Raw genomic sequence first — 15,582 nt, forward strand, 5'->3', positions numbered from 1 at the left:
GGAACCAGGAGGGACGACGCCATGACGCAGCAGCCGACATCGCCGGGAAGCCATCCCCACCAGGAACACGCGGGCGCCGGCGGCGGCCGGGACCGGACCAGCATGTGGGTGGCGGGCGGCACGGTGTTCGCCGGAGTGGTGCTGCTGGTGGACGGCCTGCTGGACATCCTCAAGGGCATCACGGCCATCGCGTCCGACGACATCTACGCGAGCATCAACGACTACGTCTACCGCTTCAACCTGACCGGCTGGGGCTGGGTCCTGCTGATCGTGGGCGTGATCTCGGTGATCACGGGCCTCGGCCTCCTCACGGACGCCCTGTGGGCGAGGGTGGTCGGCGTCTTCATGGCCTCCCTGAGCCTGATCGCCAACTTCCTCTGGCTCCCGTACCAGCCCCTGTGGGCCCTGATCTCGATCGCCCTGGACGCCTGGGTCATCTGGGCCCTGACGGCCCACCGCTCCGCACGGACGACGGCGCTCTGAGGGACGGACGGCGGCGCTTCGGGCGAGGGGCAGGGAGAGACACCCTCTGTTCAGCCCATCGGGAACGACCGGTCCAGGTCACCGAACCGTTCCGGGCACGGGAACGGTTCGGTGACCTGAGGCGTCGTCCCCCTCCAGGACACGGTGGCGTGTCCCGGAGAGGGGAGACCGGGTGGGTGGGGGCGAGTTCGCCAAGTGGGTGGAGCGGTTCGAGGACGAGCGCGAGCGCAGACGCGGGGCGGGGGACCCGGACTGGGGCCGGGGGGCGACGCTGCACCCGGCGGTATGGGCGGGCATCCAGCGCTTCCAGGCCGGCGAGGACGGCGACGGCGCCAACCTGGTGAGCAAGGCGGACCAGGCCGGCGACACCGACTACGCGCGGGCGCTCCGCCTGTTCGTGGCCGAGGAACAGAACCACGCCCGCCTCCTCGCCCGGCTGCTGGCCGCGGGCGGCAGACCGACGCTGTCCGGCCACTGGAGCGACACGGTTTTTGTACGACTGCGCCGCCTGATGGGCCTGCGCACGGAACTGCTGGTGCTGATGATCGCGGAGGTGGTGGCCCTGCGGTACTACCGCGCGCTGCGCGACGGCACGGACGACCCGCTCACCTCGGAGGTCGCGGCCCGCATCCTCTCCGACGAGGAACGCCACGTCCCCTTCCACTGCGCCCGCCTGCACACGTCCCTCGCCGAACTCCCGCGCCCCCTGCGCCGCCCGGTCCTGGCGGCATGGCAACTCCTCCTGTACGGAGTCACACTGACGGTGGCCGTGGACCACGGCCGCGCCTTGCGCCACCTGTCCGTCACGCGCCGGCGCTTCACGACGGACGTGATGAGGTCCTCCACCCCGGTCGTGTCGACGATCCTCAGGCCCCGCCGGGAGACGGTCGATGCTTGTGATGACAGCTGCGGGCGATCAGGACGACGACCCAGGTGCGCACGCGACCACGGCCCGGGACCGCCCCATGCCCGGACATCCGCGCCGACGAGCAGGCCTGGCCGGTGGTGTGCGCCCCGAGCCGCCGGGGTACTCGGCGGTGCACCGTGCGGGGCGCCCCGCAGGAACCCAGGCCGTCACGGCTCGACGGCTGCGGGGCACCCGGCGTCCCCCAGCCCTCCTGCGAGGCCTCCGATGAGCCGTCTCTTCTCGCCGCTCACCCTGCGCGGCACGACCTTCCCGAACCGGGCCTGGGTGGCCCCCATGTGCCAGTACAGCTCGGTCGACGGCTATCCGCAGGACTGGCATCTGGTCCATCTCGGCTCCCTGGCACGCGGTGGGTCCGGCCTGGTCATGCAGGAGGCCACGGCAGTGGAACCTGAGGGCCGGATCACCCCTGCCGACGCCGGCATCTGGGATGACGGGCAGGCCGCCGCGTACAGGCGGATCACCGACTTCGTCCACGGCCAGGGAGCCGTTGCCGGCATCCAGATCTCCCATGCCGGCCGCAAGGCGTCGACGGCACCGCCCTGGGAGGGCGACGTGTACGTCGGACCGGAGGCCGGAGGATGGCAGACGGTCGCACCGTCACCGCTGCCGTTCGGCGACTGGCCGGCCCCGCGGGAACTCGGCGTGGACGACATCCGCGCTCTGGTCCGGGCCTTCGGCGACGCCGCCGCGCGAGCGCTGTCCGCTGGCTTCGACGTCCTGGAGATCCACGCCGCGCACGGCTATCTGCTGCACCAGTTCCTGTCACCGCTGTCCAACCACCGCAGCGACGAGTACGGAGGCGATCTCGACGGGCGCAGCCGTTTCCTGGTCCAGGTCACCGACGCCGTACGGGCGCAGTGGCCGGAGGACCGCCCGCTGTTCGTACGTTTCTCGGCCACGGACTGGGCCGACGGCGGCTGGACCCCGGAGGAGACGGTCGAGCTGTCACGGCACCTGGTGGCCCACGGCGTCGACCTGGTGGACATCACCAGCGGCGGGCTCGTCCACAACGCCCGTATCGAAGTGGAGCCCGGCTACCAGGTGCCCTTCGCCCGAACCGTCCGCGAGGGCGCGGCCCTGCCCGTCTCCGCGGTCGGCCTGATCACCGCGCCGGAGCAGGCCGACCAGATCCTCGTGGACCGCTCGGCCGACGCGATCATGCTCGCGCGCGAACTGCTGCGCAACCCGACCTGGCCGCTCCACGCGGCTCGAGTGCTCGGTGACGACGTCCCGTGGCCGAAGCAGTACCAGCGTGGCCGCCCACGTCATCGCTGAGACCGTCGTCGCGCGAGCACCCGGGAACTCGGCACAGGCACAAGACCATGCGTGCCGTCCTCTGCGCCGGCCGTCACGAGCAAGGAGGCGGAGACGGGTCCCGCACCGTGGTGCAGACCTGCGAAGCAACTCCGCGCCGGAGGCCACGCCCGTCCCGGGCCAGGGTTCCTGCACGTAGTGGCACGCGGGTGGCGCGACCCCGGACACGACGAAGGACCAGCCTGAGAGGTAACCCTCCTGAGCTGGCCCTTTCGCTGTGCCCCCGGCAGGATTCGAACCTGCGACACCCGCTTTAGGAGAGCGGTGCTCTATCCCCTGAGCTACGAAGGCCGGGTCTCTCGGTCCACAGGGTACCGGATCACTGCGCAGGTGGGGGTGGGGATGGTTCGGGGTGCCCGTGCGGCCTCTCGATTGCCCGCGGTCCGGCCCGCCGACAACTATCGTCTGCTTGACGATAAGGGGTGGGCGTGCCAAGCTGGCGCCGCGTCAGGGGCGTGATCGTCTTGGGCGCGTCGTCGTGTCGAGGGAGGCCCCATGGTTCGTGCACGTGTCCCCGCTCCTCCTCTGGACGCGCGCGGCGTCGATCGGGCCGCCGGGGTGCTGCTCGGGGCGGCCGTGGGCGACGCGCTCGGGGTGCCGTACGAGTTCGCGGCGGTGCTCGGGCCCGATCAGCGGCCCGAGATGATCGGCGGCGGTCTCGGGCCGTACGCGCCCGGCGAGTACTCCGACGACACCCAGATGCAGGTGTGCATAGCCGAGGTGGCCGCCACCGGCGCCGACCTCCGTGCGCCGGAGGCGCTGGACGCCGTCGCGGCCAACTTCCACCGCTGGCTCGGCAGTGGCGCCAGCGATGTCGGCGCCCAGACCCGGGCCGTGCTGCGCGCCGCGGCGCAGGCGCCCGGGGCCGCCGGCGCCGCGTTGCGGGCCGCCGCCCGCGACCACGCCGACCGGCACGCCCACAGCGCCGGCAACGGCTCGCTGATGCGCACCGGGATCGTCGCCCTCGCCCACCTCGGCGACGCGGCCGCGCTCGCCGAGGCCGCCGTCGCCGTCAGTTCGCTCACCCACCCCGACCCCGACTGCGCCGACGCCTGCGTGCTGTGGTGCTCCGGTATCCGCACCGCGGTGCTGGAGGGCACCTTCGACGGCGTACGGGCCGGTCTGGAGCTGCTGCCCGCCGAGCGGCGCGCGCTGTGGGCGGAGCGGCTGGACGAGGCCGAGGCCCGTCCGCCGCGGCACTTCTCGCCCAACGGCTGGGTCGTCACCGCCCTCCAGGCAGCCTGGTCCGCCGTCACCCGCACCCCGGTGCCCGAACTCGACCCCGCCCGGGGCAGCTTCCCCGCCCAGCACCTGCGCCTCGCCCTGGAGGCGGCGGTGCGCGCCGGGGACGACACCGACACCGTCGCCGCCGTCGCCGGAGCCCTGCTCGGCGCGCGCTGGGGCTGCTCCGGCATCCCGCTCGCCTGGCAGCGGGCCGTGCACGGCTGGCCCGGACTCACCGGGCCCGACCTCGTGCGCCTCGCGGTGCGCACCGCGCGGGGCGGTCAGGACGACGCCCTCGGCTGGCCCTCGGCCGCCCGCGTGCCCGCCCCGGCCGGCGTGCCCCGCGGCTTCGCCGTGCCGCACCCGCGCGACCCCGGCGTCCAGCTCGGCAACCTCCCCCTGCTGCACGGGACCGAGCCCGTGGACGTGGATGCCGTCGTCTCGCTGTGCCGTATGGGCACCGGCCCCGTCCTGCCCGGCGTCGACAGCGGTACTGCTGCCGATACCGTCGAGCACGTTCGCGTCTGGCTCGTGGACGGCGACGGCTCCAACGCCAACCTCCACTACGTCGTCGACCAGGCCGCCCGCGAGGTGCTGCGGCTGCGCCGCGAGGGCAAGCGGGTGCTGCTGCACTGCGTCGCCGGACAGAGCCGCACCCCCGCCGTCGCCGCCGTCTACGCCCATCTGGCCACCGGGATCGACGGCGAGACCGCGCTGTCCGAGCTGCGGGATGCGCTGGTGCACGGGTGGCAGCTCTCCGCCCATCGTGAACTGCACGATGCCGTGCGGGCGTTGACCGGCGGGGACGGTGGGGGGCGGCCGCCTGCGGGTCACCCCGGGGCGGACAGCCCCGTGCCACGGGAGGCCGAGCGGCCCCGGACCCCGTTCCTGGAGGAGAGGCGGGCGCTCTCCCGGGTGCGCGGGCTGCTGCTCGGGCTGGCCGTCGGCGACACGCTGGGGGCCGCGGGGGGTGAACTGCCCGCCGGGGTGCCACTGCGCGCCGGGGTCAGCACCCAGCTCGCCTGCTTCACCGCCGAGGGCACGATCCGCGCGCTGGTCCGGGGCGACCACAAGGGCGTCTGCCATCCGCCGTCCGTGCTGTGGCACGCCTACTGCCGGTGGGCCGTCCTCCAGGGCGTCGAGACGGAGCGGCTACGGCACCGCTGGGTGCCGTACGGCGGCAGGACCTGGCCCGACGGCTGGCTGGCCGAGGTGCCGGTGCTGGCCCAGCGGCGTGGGTCGGCGCCGGCGACCGTGGCCGCGCTGTCCCGGACCGAGCAGGGCACCGTGGACAAGCCGACGACGTCCAGCCGCGGTTGCCACGCCCTCACCCGCACCCTCCCCGTCGCCGTCGTCTTCGCCGGCCGGAAGGCGGCCGACGCGGTGACCGCGCTGCGGGAGATCGCCGCCCTCACCCACGGCGACCCGGCCGCCCAGGCCGCCGCCGCCCATGCGGCCGTGCTGGTCGGGCACTGTCTCGCCCACAGCGCGCCGACGCGGGTGCGGGACGCCCTCGGGCAGGGCCTGCGGGCCCTGCCCGACGCCGATCCCGACCTCACCGCGGACCAGCGCGACCAGCTCGCCACGGCACTGCGCCAGGCCGAGGAGCACCCCGCCGACGCGCACCGTCTCGCCCGCCTCGCACCGGACCCCACCGCGCCCTCCGGGCTGCTCGGCGGTCTGTACGTCGCCGCGTCCTTCCCGGAACGGGACCAGGTGGAGGCCGCGCTGCGGTTCGCCGCCCAGGCGCCGGACGGGGACTCGGTGGCCTGTGTGACCGGGGCGCTGCTCGGGGCGGCGCACGGGGCGGAGGCGCTGCCGGTCGGTCTGGTCAGCCGGCACGAACTGGCCTGGGTGCTGGACGTGCTGGCCCGTGACCTCGTCGCCCAGCTCACCGACCGGCCCGGCGGCACCGAGTACACCCCGGGCTGGGACGAGCACTGGTGGGACCGCTACCCGGGCTGGTGAGCCAGGTTCGTTCGTCCCGACGGCCGGGGCACGCCCCTGTCGTCGGGACGAGAGCCGACGGCTGAGCCCTCGGACTGAGGGCTCAGCCGTCGGCCTCCGTCAGCCGGTGCGGTACCGCGACACCCCCGATCAGCGGGGTGACCGCCTCCGCGGGGACGGCGGCCGGGGCGGCCCCGGAGGGCTCCTCCATGGCGGGCGCGGGGTGGCGGACGGCGGGGCCATCGGGCTGGTCCTCGGGGCGGTCCGACGGCGGGAGGCCTACGGTAGTCGGGCCGGCGCCGTCACTGTCTGGTGACCCGGACCCGGTAGTTGCCGTCGAGGTCGGCCGCCGCGACGTCGATGCGGATCTTCGCCCGGGGGTCCTTGAAGGTCTCACCGGGGGCGAAGGGGGCGTCGGAGAGTTCGGCCTGCACGTTGGGGCTGCGGGTGCAGCCGCCCGAGTCGCGGCGGGCGTCGAAGACCGTGATGGGGCCGCGGCCGGTGTCGACGCCGGCGTCCACCTTGTAGATGAGGACGCCCGGCCGGCACACCGTCTCGTCGTTGCCCTCGCGGGTGCGCAGTTCGAGGGCGTAGCCGGTGTGGTCGTCGAGCGGGACGAACACCAGCTTGGGGCCGCCCTTGCGCTCCAGCGGGGTGAGCGAGTACTCGGCCGAGCCGCGCCTGCTCGCGCAGCTGACCTGGTTCGCGTCCAGCCAGCCGAGCTTCCACTTGTGCCAGCCCAGCAGGTCGTTGTTGGCGCCCCAGTCCTCGCTCATGATGTCCCAGTGGCCGACCGCGCCGCCGCCCTCCTGGGTGTAGAGGTCGGGCAGACCGAAGACGTGGCCGTTCTCGTGCGGCAGGACCCGGTAGCCGGTGCGGTCGTAGGCGCCGGAGCCGTCGTCCTGGCGGGAGTAGACGAACGACGCGTTGGAGACGGGGACGCCGTCGGCGGTCGGGGCCTCGGCGTTGCCGGCGAAGGTGACGGACAGGACGGTGTCCAGCGCGGAGGGGCCGGCGTTCGGGGTCATCAGCACGTTGAGCAGGTCGTAGTCGTGGAAGTCCACTGTCGGGTCGGCCGCCGTCACGATGTCCTGGACCAGTTGGCGGTAGCCGGGGTCGAAGGGCGCCCCGCGTTCTATGCCGTACGCCTTGAACGGTTTCGGCATGCGCAGCCAGTGGGGTATCGGGGTCTCCGGGCGGTAGTCGAGGCGGCCGTAGGAGGCGGTGCGGAACCAGTTCTGGGTCTGCGGGAAGAACTCGTGGAAGCGGTCGAGGGCGTCGCCCTGGCCCTCGGCGTCGGAGAAGTCGATCATCAGGGTGAGGGCGTGCACGGTGCCGGTGGAGCGGGCGTAGCCGCGGGCGGTGGGGACGCCCTCCGTCATCTGCACGGAGGTCGGACCGCTGATCATGCAGGGTATGAGGGCCGGGGAGCGGGCCAGGCCGTAGGCGCCGTTCGCCGAGGCGTCCGCCGTCAGATGCGCGGCCCCCGCGGTGCTGACCGCGAAGGTCAGGACGGCGACGGACGTGAGAGCGGCGGCACGGCGCTTGCGTATCCGGCGGCGGGGCGGCTGCGGCGGCATGCGTGGACCTTTCGCTCCAGGCAGCCACCGGTTCGCCCCAGGCAGCCACCGGTCTTCGGCTGCACCCTGTTCGATCACCCTCTGTCGCGGGTGCGGCGGGCGCGCGCTGGAGCGGTCCGGTCGTGGGAACGGGCGGCCGGTCGTGCGAATGAACGTCGGGTCCGCTGGTGAGGACGGCCCCCGCGGTCGTGGAACGGAAGACGCGGCGGGCGGGAGCCGCCGGTCGGGTGAGACGAGCCGCCGTGACGGAACGTCATGTGGCTCAGGTCACGTCGACCTTTCTCACCGATGCGGAAATAACCGGGGACCGTTTCCCCGTTTGGTCAGGTGTCCGCGCGAAACGGGGAGTCCCTCTCCGCTTCGCCTCACCGCCCGACCGAAGGAGTACGCCGTGCCGGCCGCGACGACCGCGAAACCCGCGCAGCGCAAGGCGACCAGGCCGCGCGCCGACGCCCTGCGCAACCGCGAGCGGATCGTCACCGCCGCCCGCGAGATGCTCGTCGAGCACGGCCCCGACGTGCCGCTCGACGAGGTCGCCCGCCGGGCCGGCGTCGGCAACGCCACGCTGTACCGCAACTTCCCCGACCGCGCCGCCCTCGTCCGCGAGGTCCTGTGCTCGGTCATGGACCGTACGACGCTCGCCGCCGAGCGGGCGCTCGCCGAGACCGGCGACGCCTTCGAGGCGCTGTCGAGCTTCCTGCACGCCGCCGCCGACGAACGGGTCAGCGCCCTGTGCCCGATGGTCGCCAGCACCTTCGACCGCAACCACCCGGACCTGGAGGCCGCGCGCGAGCGCTGCGAGCGCCTGGTCCAGAAGGTCATGGACCGCGCCGTGGCGGCCGGGCAACTGCGCGCCGACGTGGGCGTCGGCGATCTGCTGGTCGCCGCGGCCCAGCTCAGCAGGCCCCCGGCCGGCACCGGCTGCCCCAGCCACGACCGCTATGTCCACCGTCATCTGCAGCTGTTCCTGGACGGGCTGCGGGCCCCGGCCCGCACCGCCCTGCCGGGCACGGCGATCACCATGGAGGACCTCCGCCGGGAGTGCGCCACCGCCGGCCCGGCACCCGAACGCCCGTGACCGAACGGCCCCGACCGATGCGGCCGAGACCGATACGGCTGTGACCGATACCGCCGTGACTGACACGGCCCCGACCGCACGCCGGTGACGGCACGCCCCTGACCTGGCGTCCGTGACCGAACGTCCCTCACCGGGCGTCCGCGACCGACTCCTTTCCGACTCCGCCCGACCGACTCTCCGCGACCGACCGCCGCGGGACCCGCCGTCCCGCCGGCACGCTGCTTCCGGCCGTCCCTCAGGGGCGGGCCGTCACTTTTCGACACCCTTTTTCCGTCACGAAGTCCTGAAGTGGGTACTCCCATGTCCGAAACAGCCGCACAGGCTCCCCGTGTCCCGGCGAAGACCGCCCGGCGCGATCCCGGCGAGGCGGGAGACGCCAACCGCTGGAAAGCGCTCGTCTTCATCGCGCTCGCCCAGCTGATGGTCGTCCTCGACGCCACCATCGTGAACATCGCCCTGCCCTCCGCCCAGCAGGACCTCGGCATCTCCGACGGCAACCGCCAGTGGGTCGTCACCGCCTACGCCCTCGCCTTCGGCGGACTGCTCCTGTTCGGCGGCCGGATCGCCGACCTGTGGGGCCGCAAGCGCGCCTTCGTGACCGGTCTGACCGGCTTCGCCGCGGCCTCCGCGCTCGGCGGCGCCGCCACGACCGGCGCGATGATGTTCGGCGCCCGCGCGCTCCAGGGCGCCTTCGGCGCGCTGCTCGCGCCCGCCGCGCTCTCCCTGCTCGCGGTGATGTTCACCGACGCCCGCGAGCGCGCCAAGGCGTTCGGTATCTACGGCGCGATCGCGGGCGGCGGCGGCGCCGTCGGTCTGATCCTCGGCGGATTCCTCACCGAGTACCTGGACTGGCGCTGGACGTTCTTCGTGAACATCCCGTTCGCCGTGGTCGCCGCGGCCGGCGCCTACTTCGTCATCCGCGAGCCGGCCGGCGGCCGCAACCGCTCGCCGCTCGACATCCCCGGCGTGGTCCTGTCCACTCTCGGCCTGGTCGCCCTCGTCTACGGCTTCACCCGCGCCGAGTCCGCCGGCTGGGGCGACGCCCTGACCGTCTCGATGTTCATCGCCTCGGTGGTGCTGCTCGGCGCGTTCGTGCTGGTGGAGTCCCGGGTCAAGGCCCCGCTGCTGCCCCTGCGGGTGATCCTGGAGCGCAATCGCGGCGGCGTCTACCTCTCGCTGGGCCTGGCCATCATCGGCATGTTCGGCCTGTTCCTCTTCCTGACCTACTACCTCCAGATCGTCCAGGGCTACTCGCCGGTGAAGACCGGCTTCGCGTTCCTGCCGATGATCGCGGGCATGATCACGGGCTCGACCCAGATCGGCGCCCGGCTGATGACCCGGGTCCCCGCCCGGCTGCTGATGGGCCCCGGCTTCCTGGTCGCCTCCGTCGGCATGCTCCTGCTGACCCAGCTGAAGGTCGACTCCTCCTACGCGTCCCTGCTGCTGCCCGGGATGCTGCTGCTCGGTCTCGGCATGGGCACCGCGTTCATGCCGGCCATGTCCCTGGCCACCCTCGGCGTCCAGCCGCGTGACGCCGGCGTGGCCTCCGCGATGGTCAACACCTCGCAGCAGGTGGGCGGCGCCATCGGCACCGCGCTGCTGAACACGATCGCCTCCTCCGCCACGGCCGCGTACATCAAGGACCACATGGCGAACGCGGGCACGGGCAAGGGCGGGCAGCAGCTGGTCCAGCTCCAGGGCCTGGTGCACGGCTACACCAACGCCATCTGGTTCGCCGTCGGCATCCTGGCCGTGGCCGGTGTGATCGCGCTGACCTTCGTCAACGCGGGCCGGCCGGGCAGCACCACGGTGACCGGCGCGGACTCCGCAGCCGGCGAGGGCCTGGAGGACGAGCTGCCGGTGCCGGTGATCGCCCACTGACACCGGCCACGGCCTGACCCGGCCTGTTCGCCTCGGGACTCCCGGTCCCCGCCTCGGGACTTCCGGTCCCCGCCTCGGGACTTCCGGTCCCGGCGTCGGACTCCCGGTCCCGCACAGCCCCGCACCGCCCGGTACCGACCTCGCAGTCGGCCGGGCGGTGCGGGGCTTTGTCGTGGGGCGGGGGCTCTGCCGTGCGGTGGGGTACGCCTGGGGCCGGCCGTCGCCGCCGCCCTCTCCCTGGCCGCGGCGCTCGCGGCGGTCGTCGTACCGCCTCGCCGCCGGGGCGGGACACCCGAGCCCCACCCCGCCGATCCTGTGGGAGCCGGAGCCGGAGCCGGAGCCGGAGCCGGAGCCGGAGCCGGAGCCCGAGCCCGAGCCCGAGCCCGGATCCGCGCCGAGACCTGAGCCGGGATCCGCGCTGAGGCCGGACCCGAGACCTGAGCCGAGATCCGCCGTGGCGCGTGCGCTGGGTGTACGGAGGCCGCTGGGCGAGGCCGGTTCCCCGCGCGGTCGCCCGCGTCCGCGACCGCCGCGGCACCGGCGAAGCCGTCCTCAGCGCAGCCAGGGCAGGTCCGCGCCCGCCTCGTTCGGCTGGAGTCCCTCGGCGACGATCTGCATGATCTCGCCGAGGGACTTCTGCTGCTCCGGGCTCAGCCGGTCGAACAGCGCCTGGCGCACGGCGGCCACGTGCCCCGGCGCGGTGCGAGCCAGCACCTCGCCGCCCTCGTCCGTCAGCACCGCGAACTGGCCCCGCTTGTCGGAGGAACAGTCCTCGCGGCGCACCCAGCCGTTCTTCTCCAGCCGGGAGACGGCGTGCGAGAGGCGGGAGCGGGTGATCTTGGCGTCCCGGGCCAGCTCGGTCATCCGCAGCCGGCGGCGCGGGGCCTCGGCGAGTTTGACCAGCAGGCCGTAGTAGATGTGCGGCATGCCCGCGTCGCGCTGGAGCTGCCGGTCGAGGTGGTCCTCCAGGAGGGTGGTGGCGTGCAGATAGGCGCGCCAGACGCGCTGCTCGCCGAGGGTGAGCCAGCGCTGGGACCCGGCGCGTGCGGCGATGGGTGCGGCGGCGGGGGACTCGGGCGCGGAAGAGGGTGCCGTGTTCATGTGTCCCACTGTACGAAACGCTTCCTTGAAGATTAAACAACATCGGCGTAGGCTTCGAGAAGCTTTAAACTTCAAGCGAATGGTCCGAAGGGCCGACCCACCGAGAAGCGCAGGGAGCTGCCGCCGTGTCCGCCACCGTTCAGGAGCGCATGCCCGCCCTCTACCTCAGCCACGGCGCGCCGCCGCTCGCCGACGACCCGGTCTGGCCCGGTCAGCTCGCCGCCTGGTCCGCCGCGCTGCCCCGCCCCAAGGCGATCCTCGTCGTCTCCGCCCACTGGGAGGAGGCTCCGCTCGCCCTCGGCGCAGTCGAGACGGTCCCCCTGGTCTACGACTTCTGGGGCTTCCCCGAGCACTACTACCAGGTGCGTTACGCCGCCCCCGGCGCGCCCGAGCTGGCCGAGAGCGTGCGCAAGCTGCTGCGCGGCCCCGGCCTGCCCGTGCAGGACGTGCCCGACCGCGGCCTGGACCACGGCGCCTATGTGCCGCTGGTCGAGATGTTCCCGGCCGCCGACGTCCCCGTCCTCCAGATCTCCATGCCGACCCTCGATCCGGTCCGGCTCATGGACATCGGCCGCAGGCTCGCCCCACTGCGCGACGAGGGCGTGCTGATCATCGGCTCCGGCTTCTTCACCCACAACCTCGCCGCGCTGCGGCACACGGGCGGGGGAGTGCCGAGCTGGTCCGCCGAGTTCGACGACTGGGGGCGGCGCGCCCTGGAGGCCCGGGACTGGGACGCCCTGCTGGACTTCCTGCACAAGGCCCCGGCGGGCCGGTACGCCCATCCGCGCACCGAGCACTTCGCCCCGCTGTTCGTGACCATGGGCGCGGCCGAGGCCGGCGGCGAACTGGACGGGCCGGACGGGCCGCGCTCGGTGATCGACGGCTTCTGGCTGGGAATGGCGAAGCGGTCGGTGCAGTTCGGCTGAAGCGGACCGTGCGGTCCGCTGAGCGGGTCGCGTGTGCGCCGCGTACGTCAGGGATGTGAAGGGTCTGGGAATCTCCTCGGAGCCCGGGTGTGCGGCAACCTTCCGCCGGTAGGAGCCGTCATGAGGGGTGGGAGGGCGTTCGGCGGCGGAACCCGGCGGCGGCACGCTCCCACCGGCGGACACCGTGAGGCGTCAGCAGGCGTCGGCAGGCGTTGCGGTGTCCGTGTGACGGGCCTCTCAGGCACCGGAGGGCGACGTGGCCCCACGGTGCTCCGGAGTCCCGGGTTCCCCGTCCTGACCTGGGGGTCCTCGTCCGTCACCGCCGTCCACGGGGCGGTGCGGCGGACAGGGTACTGCATGATCAGAAAATTTGAGAGGCGGCTTGGGAATTCTGTCCTGATTCCAGTCGTTGTTTCCATCGGATGCGGGGCACCCGAGGAGAGTTCCCAAGACCCCGAGTTCTGAGAGCCCGATGAGAGTGCCGAGCATCCCAAGGACCACCCGCTGACCCACCATCGCAAAGGGAGCACGCATGGCAACCCGTGCCGTCGCCCGTCGTAAGTCCGCCACCGGCGAGACGGCCGACGCGGCAAGCAGTGTTCGCGCCCACGCCGGCGAGATCGCCGATCGCGACCTGGTCGGCATGTACCTCGACGAGATAGCGCGCACACCGCTGCTCGACGCCGCCAAGGAGGTCGAGCTGTCCCAGGTCATCGAGGCGGGTGTGTTCGCGCGGCAGATCCTCGACGGGTACGAGGAGTCGAAGACCGAGGTCACGCCCGAGGAGTTGCAGGCCCTGGTCGACGCGGGCGAGCGGGCCAAGGACGTCTTCATCCGCTCCAACCTGCGGCTGGTCGTGGCGGTCGCCCGCCGCTACCCGCGCAGCGGCCTGCCTCTGCTGGACCTGATCCAGGAGGGCAACGCCGGCCTGGTGCGCGCGGTGGAGAAGTTCGACTACCGCAAGGGCTTCAAGTTCTCGACGTACGCCACCTGGTGGATCCGCCAGGCGATCACGCGCTCGATCGCGGACCAGTCCCGCACGATCCGGCTGCCCGTCCACCTGGTGGAGGAGCTGGGCCGCATCCGCCGCGTCCAGCGCGAGTTCAACCGGGAGAACGGCCGCGACCCGGAGCCCGCGGAGATCGCCGCGGAGCTGGGCTCCACGCCGGAGCGCGTCGCGGACGTCCTGGACTGGGCCCGTGACCCGGTCTCGCTGAACATGTCGGTGGACGACGAGGGCGAGACCCAGTTCGGCGACCTCCTGGAGGACACCTCCGCGGTGTCGCCCGAGCAGTCGGTGATGACCCTGCTGCGCAGCGAGGAACTGGACGACCTGATCGGCCGCCTCGACCAGCGCACGGCGTCCATCATCAAGATGCGGTACGGCATCGAGGACGGCCGCGAGCGCACGCTGACCGAGGTCGGCAAGGAGCACGGCCTGACCCGCGAGCGCATCCGCCAGATCGAGAAGCACGCGCTGCTGGAGCTGAAGAAGCTGGCCCGCGACACCGGCTTCGACGCCGCGGCGTGAGCCCGTCCGGGCGACTCGGGGGCGCGTCGGCGCCCCCGGCGGCCCTCGCGGCGTACGCCGGGTGGCCGAAGACCGCGCGAACATGGCCGTGTACCGCCGCTTCGAACGGCCGCGGCCCGGGAACAACCTCTGCGGACCCCATCGGCGGCCCCGCACGGCAGGAACGCTCCGCACCACCCGTATGAACGCTCCCCGCGTCCCGTACGTATGGAACGCGCACGTACGTGTCGACCGCGCCCGCACCCCGACGTCGAGCACCCGGCGTCGGACCGACCCACCGAGCCATGTCCCGACGCACTTCCCCCCGGCGCCGGGACCTTCCCAGAGCCGGGCTTCGGCGCCTCACCCCCCGGGCGCCGAGGCCCGGCTCCATGCGCGGGTGGGGCGAGGGCACGCCGGAGAACGGGCGCGAGCCGCGGCGGGGGAGTCGTGAAGCGGGACACCCCGGACCTGAACCCCGGGGTGGCCCGCGCGCAGCACTCTGCCACAGCGGAACTACGCATCGCTAATTCCCTGGTCACGCAGGGCCGTTGCCCCCGACGACCCCCGCGTGCCCACGGCTCCCGTCGCCGCCCTCGCCGCCCCCGGCGGCGGCCCGGCTCAGCCGCGCGCCCAGTTCCCGTACGCACCGCACCAGTGCCGCCGGCTCGTGCACGGTGAAGTCGCAGCCCAGTGTCGCCAGCCGCATCGCGACCCACTCCACCTGGTCCCCGACCGGCGACCGCAGCCCGCACCGTCCCCCGTCCAGCGGCTCGGGCGCGCCGAACCACGCCGGCAGCCGGCCCGCGACCGTTTCGGCCGGGGCCGCGAAGGTCACGACCAGCGTGTACGTCTCCTGGTGCCGCTGGTACACCGACCGCCGCAGATACTCCGCCGCGCTGCCCGTCGGCAGTTCCCGCGGCGCGAACCGGGCTCCGGTCGCGAACGGCTCGCTCACCCGGTCCACCCGGAACGTCCGCCAGTCCGCCCGGTCCAGGTCGTACGCCACCAGGTACCAGCGCCGCCCGGTCGAGACCAGCCGGTGGGGCTCGGTCATCCGGCGCGTGCCGGTGCCGTCCCCGGCGCGGTAGGCGAACCGCAGCCGCTCCCGCCCGGCCACCGCCGAGGCCATCACGGTCAGCGTCTCGGGTGCGACACTCGCCCCGTCCCCGCTGGTCAGCGGAGTCGTCGCGGCCTGGAGGGTGGCGACGCGGTGCCGCAGCCGGGCCGGCAGCACCTGCTCCAGCTTGGCCAGCGCCCGCACCGACGCCTCGTCCACGCCCTCGATCGCGTGCCCGGCGCCCGCCCGCAGCCCGACCGCGATCGCCACCGCCTCCTCGTCGTCCAGGACGAGCGGCGGCATCGCCTTGCCCGCGACCAGCCGGTAGCCGCCGTCGGCGCCCATGGTCGCCTGCACCGGATAGCCCAGCTCGCGCAGCCGGTCGATGTCCCGGCGCACGGTGCGCCGGGACACCCCGAGCCGTTCGGCCAGCTCCCCGCCGGGCCACTCGCGGGGCGTCTGGAGCAGGGACAGCAGCTGGAGGAGCCGGGCCGGGGTGTCCGTCGTCATGGCACCGAGGATGCCGCAGATCTAGGACATGGTCTGACCT

10 protein-coding genes and 1 tRNA gene are annotated in these 15,582 nt (G+C 73.5%); 7 read left to right on the forward strand and 4 right to left on the reverse strand.

Features of this window, described 5'->3' with window-relative positions; all coding sequences use genetic code 11:
- The first annotated feature begins 21 nt into the window (after nt 1–21).
- Both AB0N63_RS05350 and AB0N63_RS05355 read left to right on the forward strand, forming a co-directional pair.
- The gene (locus AB0N63_RS05350) at nt 22–483 is read left to right on the forward strand and encodes a hypothetical protein (protein WP_365524327.1); all 462 of its coding nucleotides are present in this window, start codon (nt 22–24) and stop codon (nt 481–483) included.
- A 1,132-nt stretch (nt 484–1,615) separates the two neighbouring features.
- Entirely contained in the window at nt 1,616–2,686 is a 1,071-nt protein-coding gene (locus tag AB0N63_RS05355; protein ID WP_365524786.1) for an NADH:flavin oxidoreductase/NADH oxidase, read from the forward strand.
- Nucleotides 2,687–2,943: 257 nt separating this feature from the next.
- Here AB0N63_RS05355 and AB0N63_RS05360 read toward each other — a convergent pair.
- A tRNA-Arg gene (locus tag AB0N63_RS05360) sits at nt 2,944–3,016 on the reverse strand.
- 204 nt (nt 3,017–3,220) lie between these two features.
- On the opposite strand from AB0N63_RS05360, the gene AB0N63_RS05365 reads away from it, so the two are divergent.
- Nucleotides 3,221–5,917, forward strand: a complete 2,697-nt coding sequence (locus AB0N63_RS05365; protein ID WP_365524330.1) for an ADP-ribosylglycohydrolase family protein — start codon at nt 3,221–3,223, stop codon at nt 5,915–5,917.
- 281 nt (nt 5,918–6,198) lie between these two features.
- On the opposite strand, the gene AB0N63_RS05370 is transcribed toward AB0N63_RS05365, so the two are convergent.
- Nucleotides 6,199–7,476 (reverse strand): M6 family metalloprotease domain-containing protein, encoded by a 1,278-nt coding sequence (locus tag AB0N63_RS05370; protein WP_365524333.1) that lies wholly within the window; start codon nt 7,474–7,476, stop codon nt 6,199–6,201.
- Between the two features lie 391 nt (nt 7,477–7,867).
- Between AB0N63_RS05370 and AB0N63_RS05375 the strand changes: the two genes are divergently transcribed.
- Both AB0N63_RS05375 and AB0N63_RS05380 read left to right on the forward strand, forming a co-directional pair.
- Entirely contained in the window at nt 7,868–8,554 is a 687-nt protein-coding gene (locus AB0N63_RS05375; RefSeq protein ID WP_365524336.1) for a helix-turn-helix domain-containing protein, read from the forward strand.
- 300 nt (nt 8,555–8,854) lie between these two features.
- On the forward strand, nt 8,855–10,435 hold the full coding sequence (locus tag AB0N63_RS05380; RefSeq protein ID WP_365524339.1) for an MFS transporter: 1,581 nt from the start codon (nt 8,855–8,857) through the stop codon (nt 10,433–10,435).
- Nucleotides 10,436–10,987: 552 nt separating this feature from the next.
- Here the strand turns inward: AB0N63_RS05380 and AB0N63_RS05385 are convergent.
- Nucleotides 10,988–11,536, reverse strand: coding sequence for a MarR family transcriptional regulator (locus AB0N63_RS05385; protein WP_365524342.1), 549 nt, complete (start codon nt 11,534–11,536; stop codon nt 10,988–10,990).
- Nucleotides 11,537–11,661: 125 nt separating this feature from the next.
- Between AB0N63_RS05385 and AB0N63_RS05390 the strand changes: the two genes are divergently transcribed.
- Together AB0N63_RS05390 and AB0N63_RS05395 are read left to right on the forward strand one after the other, a co-directional pair.
- Nucleotides 11,662–12,462, forward strand: a complete 801-nt coding sequence (locus AB0N63_RS05390) for a class III extradiol ring-cleavage dioxygenase (protein ID WP_365524344.1) — start codon at nt 11,662–11,664, stop codon at nt 12,460–12,462.
- 532 nt (nt 12,463–12,994) lie between these two features.
- Nucleotides 12,995–13,993 (forward strand): sigma-70 family RNA polymerase sigma factor, encoded by a 999-nt coding sequence (locus AB0N63_RS05395; RefSeq protein ID WP_365524347.1) that lies wholly within the window; start codon nt 12,995–12,997, stop codon nt 13,991–13,993.
- A gap of 517 nt (nt 13,994–14,510) precedes the next feature.
- Here the strand turns inward: AB0N63_RS05395 and AB0N63_RS05400 are convergent.
- Nucleotides 14,511–15,542: a YafY family protein gene (locus tag AB0N63_RS05400; protein WP_365524350.1), complete on the reverse strand. Its 1,032-nt coding sequence runs from the start codon at nt 15,540–15,542 to the stop codon at nt 14,511–14,513.
- Between the last annotated feature and the right edge of the window lie 40 nt (nt 15,543–15,582).

It is taken from the genome of Streptomyces sp. NPDC093260 (assembly GCF_040683715.1).
Taxonomy (GTDB): Bacteria; Actinomycetota; Actinomycetes; order Streptomycetales; family Streptomycetaceae; genus Streptomyces; species Streptomyces sennicomposti.

What these genes read in the sequence shown, in the direction of transcription:
- AB0N63_RS05350 (WP_365524327.1), top strand. Translation starts at nt 22, where the DNA reads ATGACGCAGCAGCCGACATCGCCGGGAAGCCATCCCCACCAGGAACAC.
- AB0N63_RS05355 (WP_365524786.1), top strand. Translation starts at nt 1,616, where the DNA reads ATGAGCCGTCTCTTCTCGCCGCTCACCCTGCGCGGCACGACCTTCCCG.
- AB0N63_RS05365 (WP_365524330.1), top strand. Translation starts at nt 3,221, where the DNA reads ATGGTTCGTGCACGTGTCCCCGCTCCTCCTCTGGACGCGCGCGGCGTC.
- AB0N63_RS05370 (WP_365524333.1), bottom strand. Translation starts at nt 7,476, where the DNA reads ATGCCGCCGCAGCCGCCCCGCCGCCGGATACGCAAGCGCCGTGCCGCC.
- AB0N63_RS05380 (WP_365524339.1), top strand. Translation starts at nt 8,855, where the DNA reads ATGTCCGAAACAGCCGCACAGGCTCCCCGTGTCCCGGCGAAGACCGCC.
- AB0N63_RS05385 (WP_365524342.1), bottom strand. Translation starts at nt 11,536, where the DNA reads ATGAACACGGCACCCTCTTCCGCGCCCGAGTCCCCCGCCGCCGCACCC.
- AB0N63_RS05395 (WP_365524347.1), top strand. Translation starts at nt 12,995, where the DNA reads ATGGCAACCCGTGCCGTCGCCCGTCGTAAGTCCGCCACCGGCGAGACG.
- AB0N63_RS05400 (WP_365524350.1), bottom strand. Translation starts at nt 15,542, where the DNA reads ATGACGACGGACACCCCGGCCCGGCTCCTCCAGCTGCTGTCCCTGCTC.